Annotated in this window: 19 protein-coding genes and 1 riboswitch; of the genes, 12 read left to right on the top strand and 7 right to left on the bottom strand. The window is 68.7% G+C overall.

What is annotated here, in order from left to right; all coding sequences use genetic code 11:
- Positions 1-36 precede the first annotated feature (36 nt).
- Positions 37-2109 carry a phosphate acetyltransferase gene (pta, locus tag OHB21_RS10090; protein WP_195124564.1) on the bottom strand — a complete coding sequence of 691 codons (2073 nt, stop codon included), beginning with the start codon at positions 2107-2109 and terminating at the stop codon, positions 37-39.
- A gap of 122 nt (positions 2110-2231) precedes the next feature.
- On the opposite strand from pta, the gene OHB21_RS10085 reads away from it, so the two are divergent.
- From OHB21_RS10085 to OHB21_RS10065, 5 genes are all read left to right on the top strand, one after another.
- On the top strand, positions 2232-2741 hold the full coding sequence (locus tag OHB21_RS10085) for a nitroreductase/quinone reductase family protein (protein WP_195124563.1): 510 nt from the start codon (positions 2232-2234) through the stop codon (positions 2739-2741).
- Between the two features lie 47 nt (positions 2742-2788).
- The gene (locus OHB21_RS10080; RefSeq protein ID WP_195124562.1) at positions 2789-3430 is read left to right on the top strand and encodes a DJ-1/PfpI family protein; all 642 of its coding nucleotides are present in this window, start codon (positions 2789-2791) and stop codon (positions 3428-3430) included.
- A gap of 49 nt (positions 3431-3479) precedes the next feature.
- On the top strand, positions 3480-3932 hold the full coding sequence (locus OHB21_RS10075) for a MarR family winged helix-turn-helix transcriptional regulator (RefSeq protein WP_067511882.1): 453 nt from the start codon (positions 3480-3482) through the stop codon (positions 3930-3932).
- 72 nt (positions 3933-4004) lie between these two features.
- Entirely contained in the window at positions 4005-4592 is a 588-nt protein-coding gene (locus OHB21_RS10070) for a hypothetical protein (protein ID WP_195124561.1), read from the top strand.
- A 41-nt stretch (positions 4593-4633) separates the two neighbouring features.
- On the top strand, positions 4634-4861 hold the full coding sequence (locus OHB21_RS10065) for a hypothetical protein (protein ID WP_195124560.1): 228 nt from the start codon (positions 4634-4636) through the stop codon (positions 4859-4861).
- Between the two features lie 245 nt (positions 4862-5106).
- Here the strand turns inward: OHB21_RS10065 and OHB21_RS10060 are convergent, their stop codons facing one another.
- Positions 5107-5862 carry an HAD-IIA family hydrolase gene (locus tag OHB21_RS10060; RefSeq protein ID WP_067511921.1) on the bottom strand — a complete coding sequence of 252 codons (756 nt, stop codon included), beginning with the start codon at positions 5860-5862 and terminating at the stop codon, positions 5107-5109.
- 250 nt (positions 5863-6112) lie between these two features.
- On the opposite strand from OHB21_RS10060, the gene fgd reads away from it, so the two are divergent.
- Positions 6113-7123, top strand: a complete 1011-nt coding sequence (fgd, locus tag OHB21_RS10055) for a glucose-6-phosphate dehydrogenase (coenzyme-F420) (RefSeq protein WP_195124559.1) — start codon at positions 6113-6115, stop codon at positions 7121-7123.
- Between the two features lie 604 nt (positions 7124-7727).
- Here fgd and OHB21_RS10050 read toward each other — a convergent pair.
- From OHB21_RS10050 to OHB21_RS10040, 3 genes are all read right to left on the bottom strand, one after another.
- Complete coding sequence (locus OHB21_RS10050; RefSeq protein ID WP_067511922.1) at positions 7728-8942, bottom strand: O-succinylhomoserine sulfhydrylase; 1215 nt, start codon at positions 8940-8942, stop codon at positions 7728-7730.
- Positions 8939-9355, bottom strand: a complete 417-nt coding sequence (locus OHB21_RS10045; protein WP_067511924.1) for a rhodanese-like domain-containing protein — start codon at positions 9353-9355, stop codon at positions 8939-8941. Before OHB21_RS10045 ends, OHB21_RS10050 begins: the two co-directional genes overlap by 4 nt.
- A gap of 15 nt (positions 9356-9370) precedes the next feature.
- Positions 9371-9486: riboswitch (SAM riboswitch) on the bottom strand.
- Positions 9487-9521: 35 nt separating this feature from the next.
- Positions 9522-9971, bottom strand: coding sequence for an Rv0361 family membrane protein (locus tag OHB21_RS10040; protein ID WP_067511890.1), 450 nt, complete (start codon positions 9969-9971; stop codon positions 9522-9524).
- Positions 9972-10266: 295 nt separating this feature from the next.
- Between OHB21_RS10040 and OHB21_RS10035 the strand changes: the two genes are divergently transcribed.
- The 3 genes from OHB21_RS10035 to OHB21_RS10025 all read left to right on the top strand — a co-directional run bounded on the left by OHB21_RS10035 (position 10267) and on the right by OHB21_RS10025 (position 13134).
- On the top strand, positions 10267-11622 hold the full coding sequence (locus OHB21_RS10035; RefSeq protein WP_232331847.1) for an FAD-dependent oxidoreductase: 1356 nt from the start codon (positions 10267-10269) through the stop codon (positions 11620-11622).
- 142 nt (positions 11623-11764) lie between these two features.
- The gene (locus OHB21_RS10030; protein WP_067511892.1) at positions 11765-12631 is read left to right on the top strand and encodes an amidohydrolase family protein; all 867 of its coding nucleotides are present in this window, start codon (positions 11765-11767) and stop codon (positions 12629-12631) included.
- Positions 12632-12714: 83 nt separating this feature from the next.
- Complete coding sequence (locus OHB21_RS10025; RefSeq protein WP_067511894.1) at positions 12715-13134, top strand: hypothetical protein; 420 nt, start codon at positions 12715-12717, stop codon at positions 13132-13134.
- A gap of 39 nt (positions 13135-13173) precedes the next feature.
- On the opposite strand, the gene OHB21_RS10020 is transcribed toward OHB21_RS10025, so the two are convergent.
- Positions 13174-13656, bottom strand: a complete 483-nt coding sequence (locus tag OHB21_RS10020) for a DUF456 domain-containing protein (RefSeq protein WP_067511896.1) — start codon at positions 13654-13656, stop codon at positions 13174-13176.
- 193 nt (positions 13657-13849) lie between these two features.
- Between OHB21_RS10020 and OHB21_RS10015 the strand changes: the two genes are divergently transcribed.
- Positions 13850-14950: a CaiB/BaiF CoA transferase family protein gene (locus OHB21_RS10015; protein ID WP_067511898.1), complete on the top strand. Its 1101-nt coding sequence runs from the start codon at positions 13850-13852 to the stop codon at positions 14948-14950.
- Between the two features lie 146 nt (positions 14951-15096).
- On the opposite strand, the gene yczR is transcribed toward OHB21_RS10015, so the two are convergent.
- Entirely contained in the window at positions 15097-16590 is a 1494-nt protein-coding gene (gene yczR / locus OHB21_RS10010; protein ID WP_067511900.1) for a MocR-like transcription factor YczR, read from the bottom strand.
- 62 nt (positions 16591-16652) lie between these two features.
- Between yczR and OHB21_RS10005 the strand changes: the two genes are divergently transcribed.
- Together OHB21_RS10005 and OHB21_RS10000 are read left to right on the top strand one after the other, a co-directional pair.
- Positions 16653-16952: a hypothetical protein gene (locus tag OHB21_RS10005; RefSeq protein WP_067511902.1), complete on the top strand. Its 300-nt coding sequence runs from the start codon at positions 16653-16655 to the stop codon at positions 16950-16952.
- A gap of 79 nt (positions 16953-17031) precedes the next feature.
- Positions 17032-17589 carry a methylated-DNA--[protein]-cysteine S-methyltransferase gene (locus tag OHB21_RS10000; RefSeq protein ID WP_195124558.1) on the top strand — a complete coding sequence of 186 codons (558 nt, stop codon included), beginning with the start codon at positions 17032-17034 and terminating at the stop codon, positions 17587-17589.
- Positions 17590-17755: the final 166 nt, after the last annotated feature.

Here is a 17755-nt window from a genome sequence, read left to right as displayed (position 1 = left end):
GCAACCGCGCCGCGCGCGGGTTTGTTCCGCGCCGGCTCACTGCGCGCCCGCCTGGATCGCCGTGATCGCCACCGTATTGACGATGTCGGCCACCAGCGCGCCACGCGACAGGTCGTTGACCGGCTTGCGCAGGCCCTGCAGCACCGGACCGATCGCGATCGCGCCCGCGCTGCGCTGCACGGCCTTGTAGGTGTTGTTGCCGGTGTTCAGGTCGGGGAAGATGAACACCGTGGCCCGGCCCGCCACCTCCGAATCGGGCATCTTGGCGTCGGCGACGGTCGGTTCGATGGCCGCGTCGTACTGAATCGGACCCTCCACCAACAGGTTCGGCTCGCGTTCGCGCACCAGTTTCGTGGCGACGCGCACCTTGTCCACGTCGGCACCGCTGCCGGATTCGCCGGTGGAGTACGAGAGCATCGCGACCTTCGGGTCGATGCCGAACTGTTCTGCGGTGCGCGCCGAGGAGATGGCGATATCGGCCAGCTGCTCGGAGGTGGGGTCGGGCACCACGGCGCAGTCGCCGTAGGCGAGCACCCGGTCGGCCAGGCACATGAGGAACACGCTGGACACGGTGGACACGCCCGGCACGGTCTTGATGATCTCGAAGGAGGGCCGGATGGTGTGCGCGGTGGTGTGCGCCGCGCCCGACACCATGCCGTCGGCGATCCCCTTGTAGACCATCATCGTGCCGAAATACGAGATATCGACGACGGTTTCGCGGGCACGCTCCAATGTCATGCCCTTGTGCTTGCGCAGTTCGGTGTACTCGGCGGCGAAATCGTCCAGGTGGCCGGAGCTGCGCGGGTCCAGCACTTCGGCCTCGGCGATGTCGACGCCGAGTTCGGCGGCGCGGGCGCGGATCGAGTGCTCGTCGCCGAGGATCACCAGGTCGGCGATCCGGCGCTGCAGCACCCGTCCGGCGGCGCGCAGGATGCGGTCGTCGTCGCCCTCGGGCAGCACGATGCGCTTGCGGTTGGCCCGCGCGCGCTCGATGAGCTGGTACTCGAACATCTGCGGGGTCACCACGGTGCTGCGCGGAATGCTGATGCGCCGCAACAACTCCGGTGCGTCCACGTGCTCCTCCATCAGCGCCAGCGCGGTGTTCACCTTGCGCGGGTTGCCCGCCGACATGCGGCCCCTGGTGCGGTAGGCGGCGCTGGCGGTGTCGTAGGTGCCCAGCGCGGTGGTGAGGATCGGCAGCCGCGGTTTCAGGCCCTCCATCAGTCGCGCGACGGTGGGGTGCGGCAGCAGCCCGCCGTTCATGATTATGCCCGCCAGCGACGGAAAACCTTCGGCCTCATGGGCGTTCACCAAGCCGAGCAGCACGTCGGAGCGGTCGCCGGGCGCGATCACCACGACGCCGTCCACCAGGCGCTCCAGGATGTGCTCGGCGGTCATGCCGCCGACCATCACCTTCATCGCCTCGCGCTGCAGCAATTCCGGGTCGCCGCTGTACATTTCGCCGTCCACGGCTTCGCACAGCTCGGCCATGGTGGGCGCGATCAGCAGCGGCACCTCCGGCAGCGACCAGGACGGGACATCGAATCCGCCCAGCGCCGAACAGACTTCGTTCAGCTGGTCGGGATCGCACCGGTTGGCGACCACCGCGACCAGCGTGGCGTGCTCCTGCTCCAGCTCGCCCTCACACAGCTCCACCAGCTGCTTGACCTCGGCGGACGTGCGGTCGGCGCCGCGCACCACCAGCAGCACCGGCGCACCCAGGTTGACCGCGATCCTGGCGTTGAAGCGCAGCTCGCTGGGGCTGGCCACATCGGTGTAGTCGCTGCCCACGATCACCACGGCATCGCAGACCTTGGCGACCTCGTGGTAGCGCATGACGATCTCGGAGATCGCGGCGTCGGGGTCGGCGTGCACCTGCTCGTAGGTGACGCCGATCGCCTGCGCGTAGTCGATGTCGGCGGTGGAGTGCTCCAGCAGGAGTTCGAGGATGTAGTCGGGCTCGGTGGTGGAGCGGGTGATCGGGCGGAACACGCCGACCCGTGCGGCCGTCGCGCAGACGATCTGCAGTACGCCGAGCGCGACCGTCGATTTGCCGGTGTCGCCCTCGGGGGACGCGATGTAAACGGAGGACGCAGCGGATTCGACCATGGGCCCGAGCTTAGTGAGCCGAAGGGCACTGTCTCGGCCAACCGACGGCAAATACCTCCGAAATCACTTTCGCGCCGGATTCCGGACACTTCGGGCGAGCCGGGTTCCGTACGCTCGCGCGTATGACGACGTCCTTCCCGGATCGGCAGTGGGGTTCGCGCACCGGCATTCTCGGGCGCGCGGCCGACAGACTGGCCGCGTCCGGCTTCGGTTCCCGGCTCATCCGCACGCTCACGCCGCTGGATCGCAAGCTGCTCGAGCGCACCGACGCGAAGTACACGGTGCTCGGCCCGATCGGCGCGCCGGTCATCCTGCTCACCACCACCGGGCGCAAGTCCGGGCAGCCGCGCACGCAGCCGCTGCTGTACGTGCACGACGGCGACACCCTGTACGTGATCGGGAGCAATTTCGGGCAGGCGCACCATCCCGCGTGGACGGGGAATCTGCTGGCCGAGCCGCGCGCGACGGTCGCGATCGCCGGGGAGCGCATCCGGGTACGGGCCACGCCGGTGACGGAGGAGGCGGTCAAGGAGTCGGTGTTCGCGCGGTTCGTGGAGATCACCGGGGCGTATGCGGCGTATCGCGATCGGACCACGCGTGACCTGCGCATCTTTGCCCTGACTAGGGACTGAGGGTTTGGTCATTGACAGTATGCTGTCAAATATGACAACATACTGTCATGCTCACGAAGACCGTTCACGTCGCCGTCTACGACACCCTCGCCGACTGGGAAGTCGGTGCCGCCACCGCGCACATCAACAACCCCAGCTGGCAGATCGCGCCCGGCACCTTCCGGATCGAAACCGTCGCGCTGACCGCCGAGCCGATCACCACCAAGGGCGGCCTGCGCATCACGCCCGACCGCACGCTGGATCAGCTCACGCCGGCCGAGAGCGCGATGCTGATCCTGCCCGGCGCCGACACCTGGGTGACGGGTGAACTCGCGCCTTTCGCCCGCAAGGCGCGTGAATTCCTGGACGCGGGCGTGCCCGTCGCGGCGATCTGCGGCGCGACCTTCGGCCTGGCCGCCGAAGGTCTGCTCGACACCCGCAACCACACCAGCAACGTCGCCGAATTCCTCGGCTACAGCGGGTACGCGGGAGCCGACCGGTACGTCGACGCGCCCGCCGTCACCGACGGCACCCTCGTCACCGCCGCGGCCATGGCGCCGTTCGAGTTCGCACGCGAAGTGCTCGGGGTGCTCGGGGTGTACGAGCCGCACATCCTCGACGCCTGGTACCGGCTGTACGCGCACAGCGATCCGGAGGGGTACGCAGTGTTGGACGCGTATGAGCACGCGCGGGCCGGGGCCGGGGCGTGAATGGTGTCGAGTCACAGCGTGCCTCGCGCGCCGGAGCCGAGGTGACGGCGTGAGCGAGAACCCCGAGCAAGTCCTGTTCAGCACCGCCGCCATCACCTCCTTCCGCCTCAACGGCCAATTCCTCACCATCGCCGAAGAACTCGCCGCCCCCGCCGGCCTGACCGCCGCCTGGTGGCAGGTGCTCGGCGCGGTCCTCCCCGAACCGCTTCCGGTCGCGGGCATCGCCCGCACCATGGGCATCACCCGCCAGAGCGTGCAGCGCATCGCCGACCTCCTCGTCGACAAGGGCCTCGCCGAATACCACCCCAACCCAGCCCACCGCCGCGCCAAACTCCTCACCCCCACCCCCGAAGGCCGCGCCGCCATCGCCCGCATCAACCCCCACCACGCCACCCTCGCCCACCGCCTCACCGAAGAACTGGGCCTCGACCACTTCACCCGAATAGTCGAAGCCCTCACCGCCCTCTCCACGGCTTTGGACCGGGTCACCGACCAGAAGTAGATACGCCGTCAGGCCGTCAGCGCCGTGGGTTACGCTGCTGCGCAGCAGATTCGGCGCTGATCAGGGGGTTCAGTGGCACGAGGCGGTCCGACGCGCGGCCAGATGGTCAGGTTTCGCGCCTTTCGTGAGTACGAGGATCACAAGGCCGAGGCCAATAACGCGATGATGGCGCTGCTCGCCGGCGCCCAGTTATCGGCCCACCTGCTGAAGCTGACCGAGGGTTCGGACCGCTTGCTACCCGAAGTATTCCTGGCGGTCGATCACATCCACCGATTCAATCTGAAGTCCGACCAGGCACGGCAAATCCTGCACGGAGCCGACACTCACCTCGGCAAGATGGCCGTACCCTACGTGCTGTCTTTGCACGAGGACTTCATGCGAACTTGCGTCGGGATGCTGGCCGACAATGGCCTATGCGCGAAAGCCCTCGCCAAACGAAACCTCAGTGACCTGCACACGGACTTCGAGAGCGTGACGAGCCACGTCTACGACACCGACATGATGTCGTATATGACGGTGCTGGGGCACATGCGAAACGCCGTGATCCACAACGGCGGCACAATGACCCGGGTTCTGTTCGACACCCTGGCCCACTGGAGTGGCGCCCAGGAACAAGGCTGGGGCGACCTGGCCAAGCGGAACCCGAAGGACTCCGGGTAGGAGACCGGATCGACTTCGGACAGGGCGAGATGATCGCCGCATTGGCGATTACCAAACGTCTCGATCGCGAGACGAACCTCGGCTTGCAGTCCGCTCTCCCCCGGCCGTGCTGGGCCGCGTTGGTCGTAGACGAAGTGGTCGCCGCTCATCCCAAGATCTTGAACGACGCCAAGGTCGCGCTGCGGAACGCACGGGGAGTCGCCCGGCACAGCTACGGCGTGCTCGGGCTCACCGAGGCCGAGCTCACGGCCGAGATAGCGTCCAGATAGCAGATCGGGCGGCCCTCCTGGGCCGCCCGATCGCGATGACAAAGCGGGGCTCTACAGCTTGAGCTATCGGTTGTGGCCGACCGGGGTGTCAATCCCGGATCTCCGCGCTTCTGTGGAAACTCCGGTCGTGAACCGGCAGGGCCTCGAACCCAGTTCCCGCACCCACTCGGGCGCATGGCCACTATAGCACCCGTCCGGGCCGCGAGCAGGCGTCGTTTTGCCTGCTCCCGGCGATGCGAACCGATCTACTCGAAGGGCTTTCGGGTGCGGCCGATGAGGTCGGCCACGGAGTCGATGACGGCGGTGGGGCGGTAGGGGAAACCTTCCACGGAGGCGCGGGTGGAGATGCCGGTGGTGACGAGGATGGTGCGCATGCCCGCTTCGAGGCCGGCGATGACGTCGGTGTCCATGCGGTCGCCGATCATGACCGTGGACTGGGAGTGGGCGCCGATGCGGCGCAGGGCCGAACGCATCATGAGCGGGTTCGGTTTGCCGACGTAGTACGGTTCGCGGCCGGTGGCGCGGGTGATGAGCGCGGCGACCGAGCCGGTGGCTGGCAGGACGCCCTCGCGGGAGGGGCCGGTGGCGTCGGGGTTGGTGGCGATGAAGCGGGCGCCGCGTTCGACCAGGCGGATCGCGGTGGTGATGGCCTCGAACGAGTAGGTGCGCGTCTCGCCGAGCACCACGTAGTCGGGGTCGCGTTCGGTGAGCACGTACCCGATCTCGTGCAGCGCGGTGGTCAGCCCCGATTCGCCGACCACATAGGCGGTTCCGCCGGGACGCTGGTCGTTGAGGAAGGTGGCGGTGGCCAGCGCCGACGTCCAGATCGACTCCTCGGGGACGTCGAGACCGGTCTGGCGCAGGCGAGCTTGGAGGTCGCGCGGGGTGCGGATGGAGTTATTGGTGAGCACGAGGAACGGCGTCTCGTTGGCGCGCAGTTCGGCGAGGAACTCGTCGGCGCCGGGCACCAGGTGTTCCTCGCTCACCAGCACCCCGTCCATGTCGGTGAGATAGGACAGGATCGGTTCGGTTTCTGCGGTCACCGGACAATTGTCGGCTATCGCGCCCGAACAAGCACGCGACTTGCGGCAGAACCGGCCCGCCCCACGCGGGTTCACCGCGCTGACTATGGTCGGAAAGGACGCCTCCGGACCCGGCCGCCGCTGCCCCCTCGCGACACCGGCCGCGTCCCGGTGGCCGACGGCGTGCGGAACTCCGCACCCACACAGCGAAGCGACAGGAGTGGCGCACATGAGTGAGCTGAAGCTCGGATACAAGGCGTCGGCGGAACAGTTCGGACCGCGCGAACTGGTGGAGATCGCGGTGCTCGCCGAGGAACACGGCCTCGACAGCGCGACGGTCAGCGATCATTTCCAGCCGTGGCGGCACAAGGGCGGGCACGCGCCGTTCTCCCTGGCGTGGATGGCCGCGGTCGGTGAGCGCACCCAGCGCATCTTGCTGGGCACCTCGGTGCTCACGCCGACCTTCCGGTACAACCCGGCGGTCATCGCGCAGGCGTTCGCCACCATGGGCTGCCTGTACCCGGGCCGCGTGATGCTCGGCGTCGGCACGGGCGAGGCGCTCAACGAAATCGCCACCGGCTACACCGGCGAATGGCCGGAATTCAAGGAGCGTTTCGCGCGCCTGCGCGAGTCGGTCGAGTTGATGCGCGCGCTGTGGACCGGCGACCGCGTCGATTACGACGGGCAGTACTACAAGACCGTCGGCGCTTCCATTTACGACGTGCCCGAGGGCGGCATTCCGATCTATGTCGCGGCGGGCGGCCCGCTGGTCGCGCGATACGCCGGCCGCGCGGGTGATGGTTTCATCTGCACTTCCGGCAAGGGCATGGACCTCTACACGGAGAAATTGATGCCGGCCGTCGCGGAGGGTGCGGCGAAAGGGGGCCGCGAGGTCTCCGATATCGACCGCATGATCGAGATCAAGATCTCCTACGACACCGATCCCGAACTGGCGCTGGAGAATACGCGCTTCTGGGCGCCACTCTCCCTCACCGCCGAGCAGAAGCACTCCATCACCGACCCCATCGAAATGGAAGCCGCCGCCGACGCCCTGCCCATCGAGCAGATCGCCAAGCGCTGGATCGTCGCCAGCGACCCCGACGAAGCCGTCGACCAGATCAAGCCCTACCTGGACGCGGGCCTCAACCACCTCGTCTTCCACGCCCCCGGCCACGACCAACGCCGCTTCCTCGACCTCTTCGCCCGCGACATCGCCCCCCGCCTGCGCAAACTGGGCTGAGCTACAAGAGAATTCGAGCGCACCGGAAGCGAAATCGCGCGCACCGCATGGGCGCGGCACCGTAAGTGATGGCGATCCGATACTTCCACGGGCGAATCAACCGTTCCGACTGTCGGCAGTCACCGCCAACGACACGGTCGACCGTGAAAGGCGGTGCGGGCGCACTTACAACCCGCGGCCGCACCGCCTTTCGCTCCGCGACCAGGATGGCCAGCGAAGAGGAACCCTGCTACTGATCACGGGTACGCTCCGTGATCAGTAGCCCGACGAGCCCCGGCCAGGTGCGAAGCCGATCGCATCCGCATATTGCTGTTGACAGCAGAGCAACCTCGAACCGCGAACGCGATATCCGCATGCACGGGCAGCGCACCGTCGTTCTCTTGGTCGCCAACTTCCGCCAAGATCTTCCCGGGTCCTGGGTCCGAGAGGTCCGGGACGGCAACTTCCAGACCAACCCCTGGGATGGGACGCCATCCCAGGAGGCCGAGTTCGCACTGTGGGAAGACGTGACAATTCACGGTAGCCCGTGACCTCGAAGCCGGTTTCCGCGCTCGAACGAATCACGCGCGGCCCGCGAGACCAGCGAGCCGCGCGGGAATCGTTCCTACCCCAGCGCCTGTTCCAGATCCGCGAGCAGGTCCTCGGTATCCTCCAACCCCACCGAAATCCGCACCACACCATCGGTCAATCCGATGGTGGCGCGACCCTCCGGACCCATGGCGCGGTGGGTGGTGGTGGCGGGGTGGGTGATGAGGGATTTCGCGTCGCCGAGGTTGTTGGAGATGTCGATGATGCGCAAACGGTTGAGCACCTCGAAGGCGCGCTTCTTCCCTTCGCCCTCGGGGGCGTCGAGTTCGAAGGTGACCACGGTGCCGCCGCCCGACATCTGGCCGCGGGCCAGATCGTACTGCGGATGTGATTCCAGGAAGGGGTATTTCACCCAGCGCACGCCCTTGTTCTCCTCGAGGAAGCGCGCGACGCGCAGCGCGGACTCGGTGGAGTAGCGCACCCGCAGCGGCATGGTCTCGAGCCCCTTGAGCAGGGTCCAGGCGTTGAAAGGGCTCAGCGCCGGACCCGTATGGCGCATCAGGGTTTTCACGGGTCCGTCGATGTAGTCCTGCGTGCCGAGGATGGCGCCGCCCAGCACGCGGCCCTGCCCGTCGATGTGCTTGGTGCCCGAGTAGACCACCACGTCGGCGCCGAGCTCGAAGCCCTTTTGCAGCAGCGGGGTCGCGAAGACGTTGTCCAGCACCACCTTCGCGCCCGCCGCGTGCGCGAGCTCGGTCACCTTGCGCACGTCGACCAGGGTCTGCATCGGGTTGGCCGGCGTCTCGAAGAACACCGCGGCGGTGGGCTTCGACAGCGCCGCCTCCCACTGGTCCAGATCCTCACCGTCGACGAAGACGGTCTCCACCCCCCAGCGCGGCAGGATCTCGTTGCACACCACGAAGCACGAACCGAACAGGCTGCGCGCCGCCACCAGCCGGTCGCCGGCGCCGAGCAGCGCGCCGAGCGCGGTGAACACCGCCGACATGCCGCTGGCCGTGGCGAACGCGGCCTCGGCCCCGTCGATCAGGCGGATGCGCTCCTCGAACATGGCGACCGTCGGGTTGCCGTAGCGGGAGTAGACGAAGTGCTCCACCTCGCCGGTGAACGCGGCCTCGGCGGCCTCGGCGCTCTCGTAGACGAATCCGGAGGTCAGATACAGCGCCTCGGCGGTCTCCTCGAAACCGGAGCGGCGCAGGCCGCCGCGCACGCCGAGCGTGGCGGGACCGACGCCCTCGGGCAGCGGTTTGTCGAAGGCGCCACCGGTGATCACGACTGGCTCCACGGGAGGCCCTCGGCGCGCCACCCGGTCGAACCGCGGTGCCCGGACGCGTCCAGACCGCCCTCGAAACCCTCGGACACGTTGTAAGAAGGCCCGATGCCGAGTTCGGTGGCCACGCGCGCCGCGTGCGCGGAACGCTGGCCGGAGCGACAGATGAACAGCACGGGTGCGTCCTCGGCCCGGTCGGCCAGTTCCTGCTTCAGCTGGTCGGCGAAGCGCGGGTTGCGGGCGCCCGTGCTGTCGACCCACTCGATCAGGACCGTGCGGCGGTCGAGCGAACTGACGTCGGGCACGCCGACGAAACGCCATTCGGCGTCGGTACGCACGTCGACCAGGACGGCGGCGGGGTTGTCGCGCAACACTTCCCACGCCTGCCGCGGGGTGATGTCACCGGCATAACTCATGTGGACCTCCTGTGGAATCCGCACTTGCCGCGCCCGGGTTCGGCGCGCGGCCAGGTCGTCACCCGGAGCACCCCACCGCGGAGGAGGGTTGCCGACCAGCCAGCCGGGGCTTGACGCTGGTTCTCATGACCTCAGCGACGAGATTGCACCGCGGGCCCGCACCCTGTCAAACAGTGCAGACCAGCCATTTACCGTCGGCGCGGATCAGGTTCCAGGTGGCGGTGCGCTCGGCGCCCTCGACGTCGGTGGTGACGGACACGGTCGCCTTCTCGCCGTCGATGGCGGGCGCGGCGATGTTCTTCACCTGAATCGTCTTGCCCGAACCCTCTTGTCCGGCCAGCGGGGACCGTTCGGGGTCGAAGTCGGCGCAGCCGGTGCCGGGCGGCGGCACCAGGTCGCTGCTGTTGGTCCCCTCGACGAAGTTGCGCACGGCCGCGGAGACCCGGTCGGCCTCTGTGACATTTTTCTCAGCGGGCGCGAGCACGCCGCCGAGCACGATCGCCACCAGGACGATTCCCGCCACCACGGCGGCGGCCACGAACGGCGCCAACGAGCGCCGATCGGTCTGGTCGATCGGAATTGATTCACCTTCGTCGGGCGGCTGCTGCTCGGTCATGGATCGATGATCCCCGACCGTGTTCGACGCACCGGCGCGGGTAGTGCACAGTGGCACGGATAGAATCGCCACAACCACAGCCGTCGCGGTGGGCGTTGGGGGGCGTACCCACGGCGCTCGATGAACTTAGCCTAAGCTAAGACCGCCGACGTTGACGTTTCGACCATAAGGGTGCGCGTAAGAGATGACCGAACAGAGTGCAGTGTCCAATGGCGGTGTTCGCGAACCCTCCGTGGTGACGCAGGCTGCCGCCTCCGGGTCTGACGCGCCCACCGCGGGGCCCCGACCGCTCCGCATCGCGATCGTGGGTGCGGGACCGGCCGGTATCTACGCCGCCGACGCGTTGATGAAGTCCGACGCCGACGTGTCGATCGACCTGTACGAGCGCATGCCCGCGCCGTTCGGGCTGATCCGCTACGGCGTCGCCCCCGACCACCCGCGCATCAAGGGCATCATCACCGCCCTGCACAAGGTGCTCGACAAGGAGCAGGTGCGCCTGCTCGGCAATATCGACTACGGCACCGACATCACCCTCGACGACCTGCGCCGCTTCTACGACGCGGTGATCTTCTCCACCGGCGCCAACGCCGACCGCGCGCTGCCGATCCCCGGCATCGACCTGGACGGCTCCTACGGCGCCGCCGACTTCGTCTCCTGGTACGACGGGCACCCCGACGTGCCGCGCACCTGGCCGCTGGACGCCGAGAAGGTCGCGGTGCTGGGCGTCGGCAACGTCGCCCTCGACATCGCCCGCGTGCTGGCCAAGACCGGTGACGAACTGCTGCCGACCGAGATCCCGCCGAACGTCTACGAGGGCCTCAAGCAGAACAAGGCCGTCGAGGTGCACGTGTTCGGCCGCCGCGGCCCGGCGCAGGCCAAGTTCACCCCGCTGGAGCTGCGCGAGCTGGACCACTCGCCCACCATCGAGGTCATCGTCGATCCCGAGGACATCGACTACGACGAGGGCTCCGAGGCCGCGCGCAGGCACTCCAAGCAGGTCGACATGGTGGCCAACACCCTCGAGCAGTGGGCCATCCGCGACCAGGGCGACCGCCCGCACAAGCTGTTCCTGCACTTCTTCGAATCGCCCGCCGAGGTGCTGGGCGACGAGAACGGCAAGGTGATCGGCCTGCGCACCGAGCGCACCCAGCTCGACGGCACCGGCAACGTCAAGGGCACCGGCACCTACCGGGACTGGGACGTGCAGGCCGTCTACCGCGCGGTCGGCTACCTGTCGCAGAACATCAGCAGCCTGCCGTTCGACGACCAGGCGGGCACCGTGCCGAACGAGGCAGGCCGCGTCATCGCCGACGAGAACGCCGACGGCGCCGCCCGCTACCTGCCCGCCACCTACGTGACCGGCTGGATCAAGCGCGGCCCGGTGGGCCTGATCGGCCACACCAAGGGCGACGCCAACGAGACCATCGCCTGCCTGCTCGACGACGCCGCGAACTTCACCCCGGCGCCGGAGCCCGATCCGCAGGCCGTGGTGGACTTCCTCGAGGGCAAGGGCATCCCGTTCACCACGTGGGCCGGCTGGTACCGCCTGGACGCGCACGAGCGCTCGCTGGGCGAGCCCGAGGGCCGCGAGCGGGTGAAGGTCGTGGAGCGCGAGGACATGCTGCGCGCCAGCGAACCGCACAAGGTGTGAGCGCACGGTCGCGGCGGGTGCACCCGCCGCGACCCTTTGCTTTCGGCCACCGCACCGCCGTCCGCGCCCGTCGGGGCGGCCCGACCGGCAAACCGTTCCCGGCCGACGCGCCGCGAACCCCTACTCGAGGCATTCTGTACCCGTGTTCGATGCCCATGTCCACATCATCGATCCGCGGTTTCCGCTGATCGAGAACGAGGGCTACCTGCCCGACCCCTACACCATCGCCGACTATCGAAAACGGATGTCGCGCTTCGATATCGGCGGTGGCGCCGTGGTGAGCGGGTCGTTCCAGGGGACCGACCAGACGTATCTGAAGGCCGCGCTGGCCGAGCTCGGCGAGGGCTGGGTGGGCGTCACCAACCTGCACCTGGACGCCACCGACGACGAGATCGCCGACCTCGACCGCGCCGGCGTGCGGGCGATGCGGTTCAACCTCAAGCGCGCCGCCACCGACATCACCCAGATGACCGTGCTGGCGCTGCGCGCGCACGAACTGGTGGGCTGGCACGTCGAGCTGTATATCGACGGCCAGATGCTGGCCTCGCTGCAACCGGTGATCACCAAACTGCCCGCGCTGTCGATCGACCACCTCGGCATGTCGGCCGACGGCCTGCCCTACCTGCTGGACCTGGTGGACCGCGGGGCGCGGGTGAAGGCGACGGGGTTCGGCCGGGTGGAGATGCAGGTCGCCGACACGCTGCGCCGCATCCACGCGGTGAATCCGCAGGCGCTGATGTTCGGCACCGATCTGCCCGGCACCAGGGCCGGGCGCCCGTTCGAAGACACCGACGTGGACCTGATCTGCGATGTGGTGGGCGTGGACATGTACGCGGTGCTGGAGGACAACGCGCGCGCTTTCTACCGGCTGCCGCCGGTGGAAAGGAACGTGGAGGATCCGGCCCCGACACTGCCGCTGCATCCGATCGAGCCCACGACGCCGTTGCGCCGCGAGGCACCGCCGAAAAACACCCAGACGGACACGATTCCGTTCCCGACGGTCGAATAGGCGCGCGGCCGGATCGTCCGACGTGCGGTATACGGTGGGGATCGAACGAACCGCCCTGAACGATTCGATCCGGAGGCCCCACAATGAAGTTCGGCTCCATCGCGGGACTGGGCATCGCCCTGGCCGCCGCGGCCCTCTCCGTCGCCCCGGCCGTCGCCACCGCCGACGACCCCGAATTCCCGCGCAACGGCGTCATTCCGCCCGGGAACTACCACATCGTCCGGCACCCCTCCAATGTCGTGGGTTCGCCACTGGAGAACTGCGAACTGCGCGTCCACCCGAACGGCGTGAACACCGATCTGGCCTGCTTCGGCGGCGTCCACCCCGGTAGGCAGCGGCCCATCGGCCCGGACCAGACGTACGTGACGTTCGCGTTCCCGCTCGGGTTCGACCTGCGCGATATCGACCCGCGGCAGGGGCACTGGATCGGGACGGTGAACATCGCCGACACCCCGGCGAGCATTCCGTATCCGCTGGCCGGGGTCACGCTTCAGCGTCGCTGAGTGCCCGGTGGTGAGCCCGCGGGAGTGGGCTCACCACGGTCAGGCGATGAACGCCCCCACGATCCACACGCCGGTCGCCAGCAGCGCGCCGAAGAGTTCGATGAGGATCGACAAGCCCACACCTTTGAGCGCGTGTTTCGTCGCCACCCAGGCCTGCCGGTTCTCGCGCAACCGATGCAGTTCCGAAAGATAGACGCCGAGTACGAAACCCACGAACAACCCGACCACCGGGATCACGAAGAAGCCGATGATTCCGAGGACGAAGCCGAGGAAGATCGCGCGGTTCGACACGCCCGCGTCCTTCATCTTCCGGCCGGGCCACGTGTATTTGATGACGCCGGAGATCACCAGGAACACCGTGCTCACCGCGAACACCACCCACGCCGTGGTGCCGCCCGTGACGATCGCCCACACCAGGATCGCGCCGAAGATCAGGATCACCCCCGGCAGGATCGGCACGATGATGCCGAGTATCCCGACGAAGATCGCCACCGCGACGAGAATCTCGCCCCACACACTCACCGCCGGTATTCCTCCCGTTTCCGCGCACAGGCACGCCGCAGGGATTCTCGCCCACCGGGCGCCCGCGCGCACGACGGAAGTTCCCCTGGAACCGCGCGCCGTTATTGTCGTAATGTCAACATCGGCGGGCACGCGCCCGCGACGCGGCACCGTCCGCCGGTGCACAAGGATCAACGACGAACCGAGGTAGGGCGTGAGCACACCATCCACCGCCACCAAGCAGGGCCCGCTCGCGGGCATCCGAGTTGTCGAACTGGCCGGTATCGGCCCCGGTCCGCACGCGGCGCTGCTGCTCGCGGACCTCGGGGCCGACGTGGTGCGGGTGCAGCGGCGCAATCTGCTGCCCGGCTTCATGGAGCGCCCGCAGTGGCGCGGCCGCACCATCGTGGAGGCCAACCTCAAGGACCCCGCCGATATCGAGAAGGTGCTCGGGCTCGTCGAGAAGGCGGACGTGCTCATCGAGGGCTTCCGCCCCGGCGTCACCGAGCGCCTGGGCCTGGGCCCCGAGGAGGCGCTGGCCCGCAACCCGCGCCTGGTCTACGGCCGGATGACCGGCTGGGGCCAGGACGGGCCGCTGGCCGAGCGCGCGGGCCACGACATCAACTACATCTCGCTCACCGGCGTGCTCAACGCCATCGGCCGCAAGGGTGAGCGCCCGGTGCCGCCGCTGAACATGGTCGGCGACTTCGGCGGCGGCTCGATGTTCCTGGTGTTCGGCATCCTCGCCGCGCTGGTGGAGCGGCAGAGCTCCGGCAAGGGCCAGGTGATCGACTCGGCCATGATCGACGGCGCGCTGGCGCTCTCGCACATGATCTGGGGCATGCGCGGCGTGGGCCTGTGGTCCGACGAGCGCGGCACCAACCTGCTCGACACCGGTATGGCGTTCTACGACACCTACGAGACCTCCGACGGCAGGTACATGGCCGTCGGCGCGATCGAACCGCAGTTCTACGAACTGCTGCTGAAGGGCCTCGAGATCGACCCCGAGGGCCTGCCCGCCCAGATCGACCCGAACGGTCAGGACCAGCTGCGCAAGCTGTTCACCGAGAAGTTCAAGACCAAGACCCGCGACGAGTGGACCGCCGTGTTCGACGGCACCGACGCCTGCGTCACCCCGGTCCTGACCCTCACCGAGGCCACCGAGAACGCGCACATCGTGGCGCGCAACGGGCTGGTGGAGATCGACGGCGTCGTCCAGCACGCCCCGGCGCCGCGCTTCTCCCGGACACCGGCCGGAATTCCGACGCCGCCGCCGGACGAGGCGACGCCGATCGAATCCGTCTGGGCGGATTGACCATTCGCGTGGACGCCCGGTTTCCCGCTGGGCGTTCACGCGGGGGTGCGGCCGTCGCGATCGCGGTCATCGGCCGCCGGGTCGGACCCGCACGTCGATGTCCCGTATTCGCGCCGCCGAAGCATGCTGCGGCAGCGAGGAGTTCGTCAGTACAGCGTGAGCGGGTTCAACGGGTCGGCGGCCCGCGGGGTCAGCGCGTCGTAGGCCGCGGCGATGCCCTTCACCGCGATCCGCAAGTCGCCCTCACTGTGGGTGTAGGGCAGGCGGAGGAAGCGTTCGAACGCCCCCTGTACGCCGAATCGCGGTCCGGCGGCGAGTAATACGCCGTGGTTGGGCGCGGTGGCGGCCAGAGCGGTCGACACCGGCGCGGGCAGTTGCGCCCACACCGACATGCCGCCCGCGCCGGGGCTCACCTTCCACTCGGGCAGTTCCTCGGCGAGCGCGGTGAGCAGCGCCGAACGCTGGGCGCGCAACTGGTCGCGGCGCAATTCCAGGATGGCGTCGGCGTTTTCGATGAGGTGCACGGTGGCGAGCTGGTCCACCACGGGCGTGCCGAGGTCGACGGTGGACCGGATGCCCAGCAGTTTGGTGATGAGCGACTGGTGGGTGCGAATCCAGCCGACGCGCAGACCACCCCAGAACGATTTCGACGCCGACCCGATGGTCACGATCTCGGCGCCCTTGCCGAACGCGGCAACCGGCGGGGGCATGGTGTCGACGTCCAGCCCGAGGTCGGCCATCGACTCGTCCACCACGATCGTCATGCGGGTGTCGCGGGCGATGGCGGCCAGTTCGGCGCGGCCCGCCTCGTCGAGCAACATGCCGGTGGGGTTGTTGAAATCGGGCACCAGGTAGGCCAGCGTGGCGGCGGTTTGCCTTGCGGCGCTGCGGATTCCGTCTAGATCCCACCCGGCCGAGGGGTTCTCCGGCAGCAGCGGCACCGGCACCGGGCGGGCGCCGACGTCGCGGATCGCCTCGATGGCGTTCGGGTAGGTGGGGTGCTCGATCAGCACGCGGGCCGCGGGCGCGGTGAGCACGTTGAGCAGCAGGCGCAGACCGTGCTGGGCGCCGAGCGTGATGAGGATCTGCCCGGGTTCGGTGGGCAGCCCGCGCGCGGTGTAGCGGCGGGCGACCGCCTCGCGCAGCGCGAGCACACCGACGGGGTCCATGCCGTGCGTGCCGAGATAGGTCGGAAGTCCTTGCAGCGCAGCCGCATACGACTCCTGCATTTCGGCGGGGGCGGCCATCGCGGCATATGTGAGGTCCACGGTGGCCAGTTCCGGCTGCGACATCGTCGCCAGGATGCTGCGCGCGGGACGCTCCCCGTCGTGCGGCACGGCGGGCGGCAGCGCCACCGTGCTGCGCGACCCCTGGCGGCTGATCAGGTAGCCGTGCTCGCGCAGCAGCGCGTAGGTGGAGGTGATGGTGGTGCGGCTGACGCCGAGCGTGGCCGCGAGATCCCGCTCACTGGGCAGCGCGACGCCGAGCGGGGCGCGACCGTCGTGGATCAGCAGCCGGATGCCCTCGGCCAGGGCCAGGTAGGCCGGGCGGGCCCGGCGCGCCGCCTCGTCCGCGCCTATGTCGCGCCAGTTACCCAGGTCACGCGCCAGGCCGGCCGCGCCGATCACTCGTGTCGCCATAAGGTCCAGTATTCCGGTAGTGGCTATTTAGGCGCAAGGCCAGTTGGCCCGATTCTGGTGTCATGACCGCCTTGCTCACCGTCCTCATCTTCGCCGCCGCGGGCGGCGCCGCCTATCTGCTCCTGCGTCGCGACGCCGTAGCCGCGCTGCTCGACGACCAGCTCCACCCGTGGGCGTCGATCCGCGAGGGTGGTGTGAATCACTACGATGAACTGCGGCAATACGCTGACATCGCCGCCGTTCGGGCGCACTCGGACGCGCAGGGGCTGCCGTCGGCCGCAGCCGAGGGCACCCTCGAATCGCTCACCATGCGCACGGCGCTCCAGCCGGAGGCCACCCCGTCGCCCACGCCCATCTCGTAACGAAGCCACCAGCAGGCCAGTTTCAGAAAACTGGCCTGCTGGTCGCGAACCTGTCGGGGGCCGGGTGCACACTGGGGACATGAGTGCGCCCGTCCGTCCGTTCTCCGCCGCGCTGTTCGACACCGCCGTCGGCGTGTGCGCGATCGCGTGGAGTGACGCGGGCGTGATCCGCTTCCAGCTCCCCGAGGCCGATCCCGACGCCACACGCACCCGCATCACGCGCTCCCGCGCCGGCGCCGAGGTGCGCGAGGAGGAGCCGGGCGGCGCGATCGCCGAGGCCGTGGCCGGTGTGCGCGCTCACCTCGCCGGAGAACTCGACGACCTGCGCTGGATTCCCGTCGACCTCGGCGGCGTCCCCGAATTCCACCGCTCGGTCTACGACATCACCCGGGCCATCGACCCGGGCCACACCCTCAGCTACGGCCAGGTCGCCGATCGCCTCGGGTTGCCCGGCGCGGCGCAGGCCGTGGGACAAGCGTTGGGGCGCAACCCGATTCCACTCATCATCCCGTGCCACCGCGTGCTCGCCGCCGACCACGCGCTGCACGGGTTCTCCGCGCCGGGCGGGATCGATACGAAGGCGCGGCTGCTCGAGATCGAGCGGACGCCGGGGTTCGGGGAGCCGACGCTGTTCTGAGGGTGTGGGTGCACGCAGGTATGCGCGTTCGCGGTTCGCCGCCCCGTGTGCGGACTGCCGAACTCCCGCACGGCACCGGCTGGAATCAGGGTCCGCTGTACCGCACGGTGCTGGGTCACGCCGAGATGGAACCCGGCACACGTTCGTCGGGGCGCACGGGGTCTCG

Source organism: Nocardia puris (assembly GCF_036051655.1).
Lineage (GTDB): Bacteria > Actinomycetota > Actinomycetes > Mycobacteriales > Mycobacteriaceae > Nocardia > Nocardia puris.
This window is presented reverse-complemented; position numbering and strand designations above follow the sequence as displayed.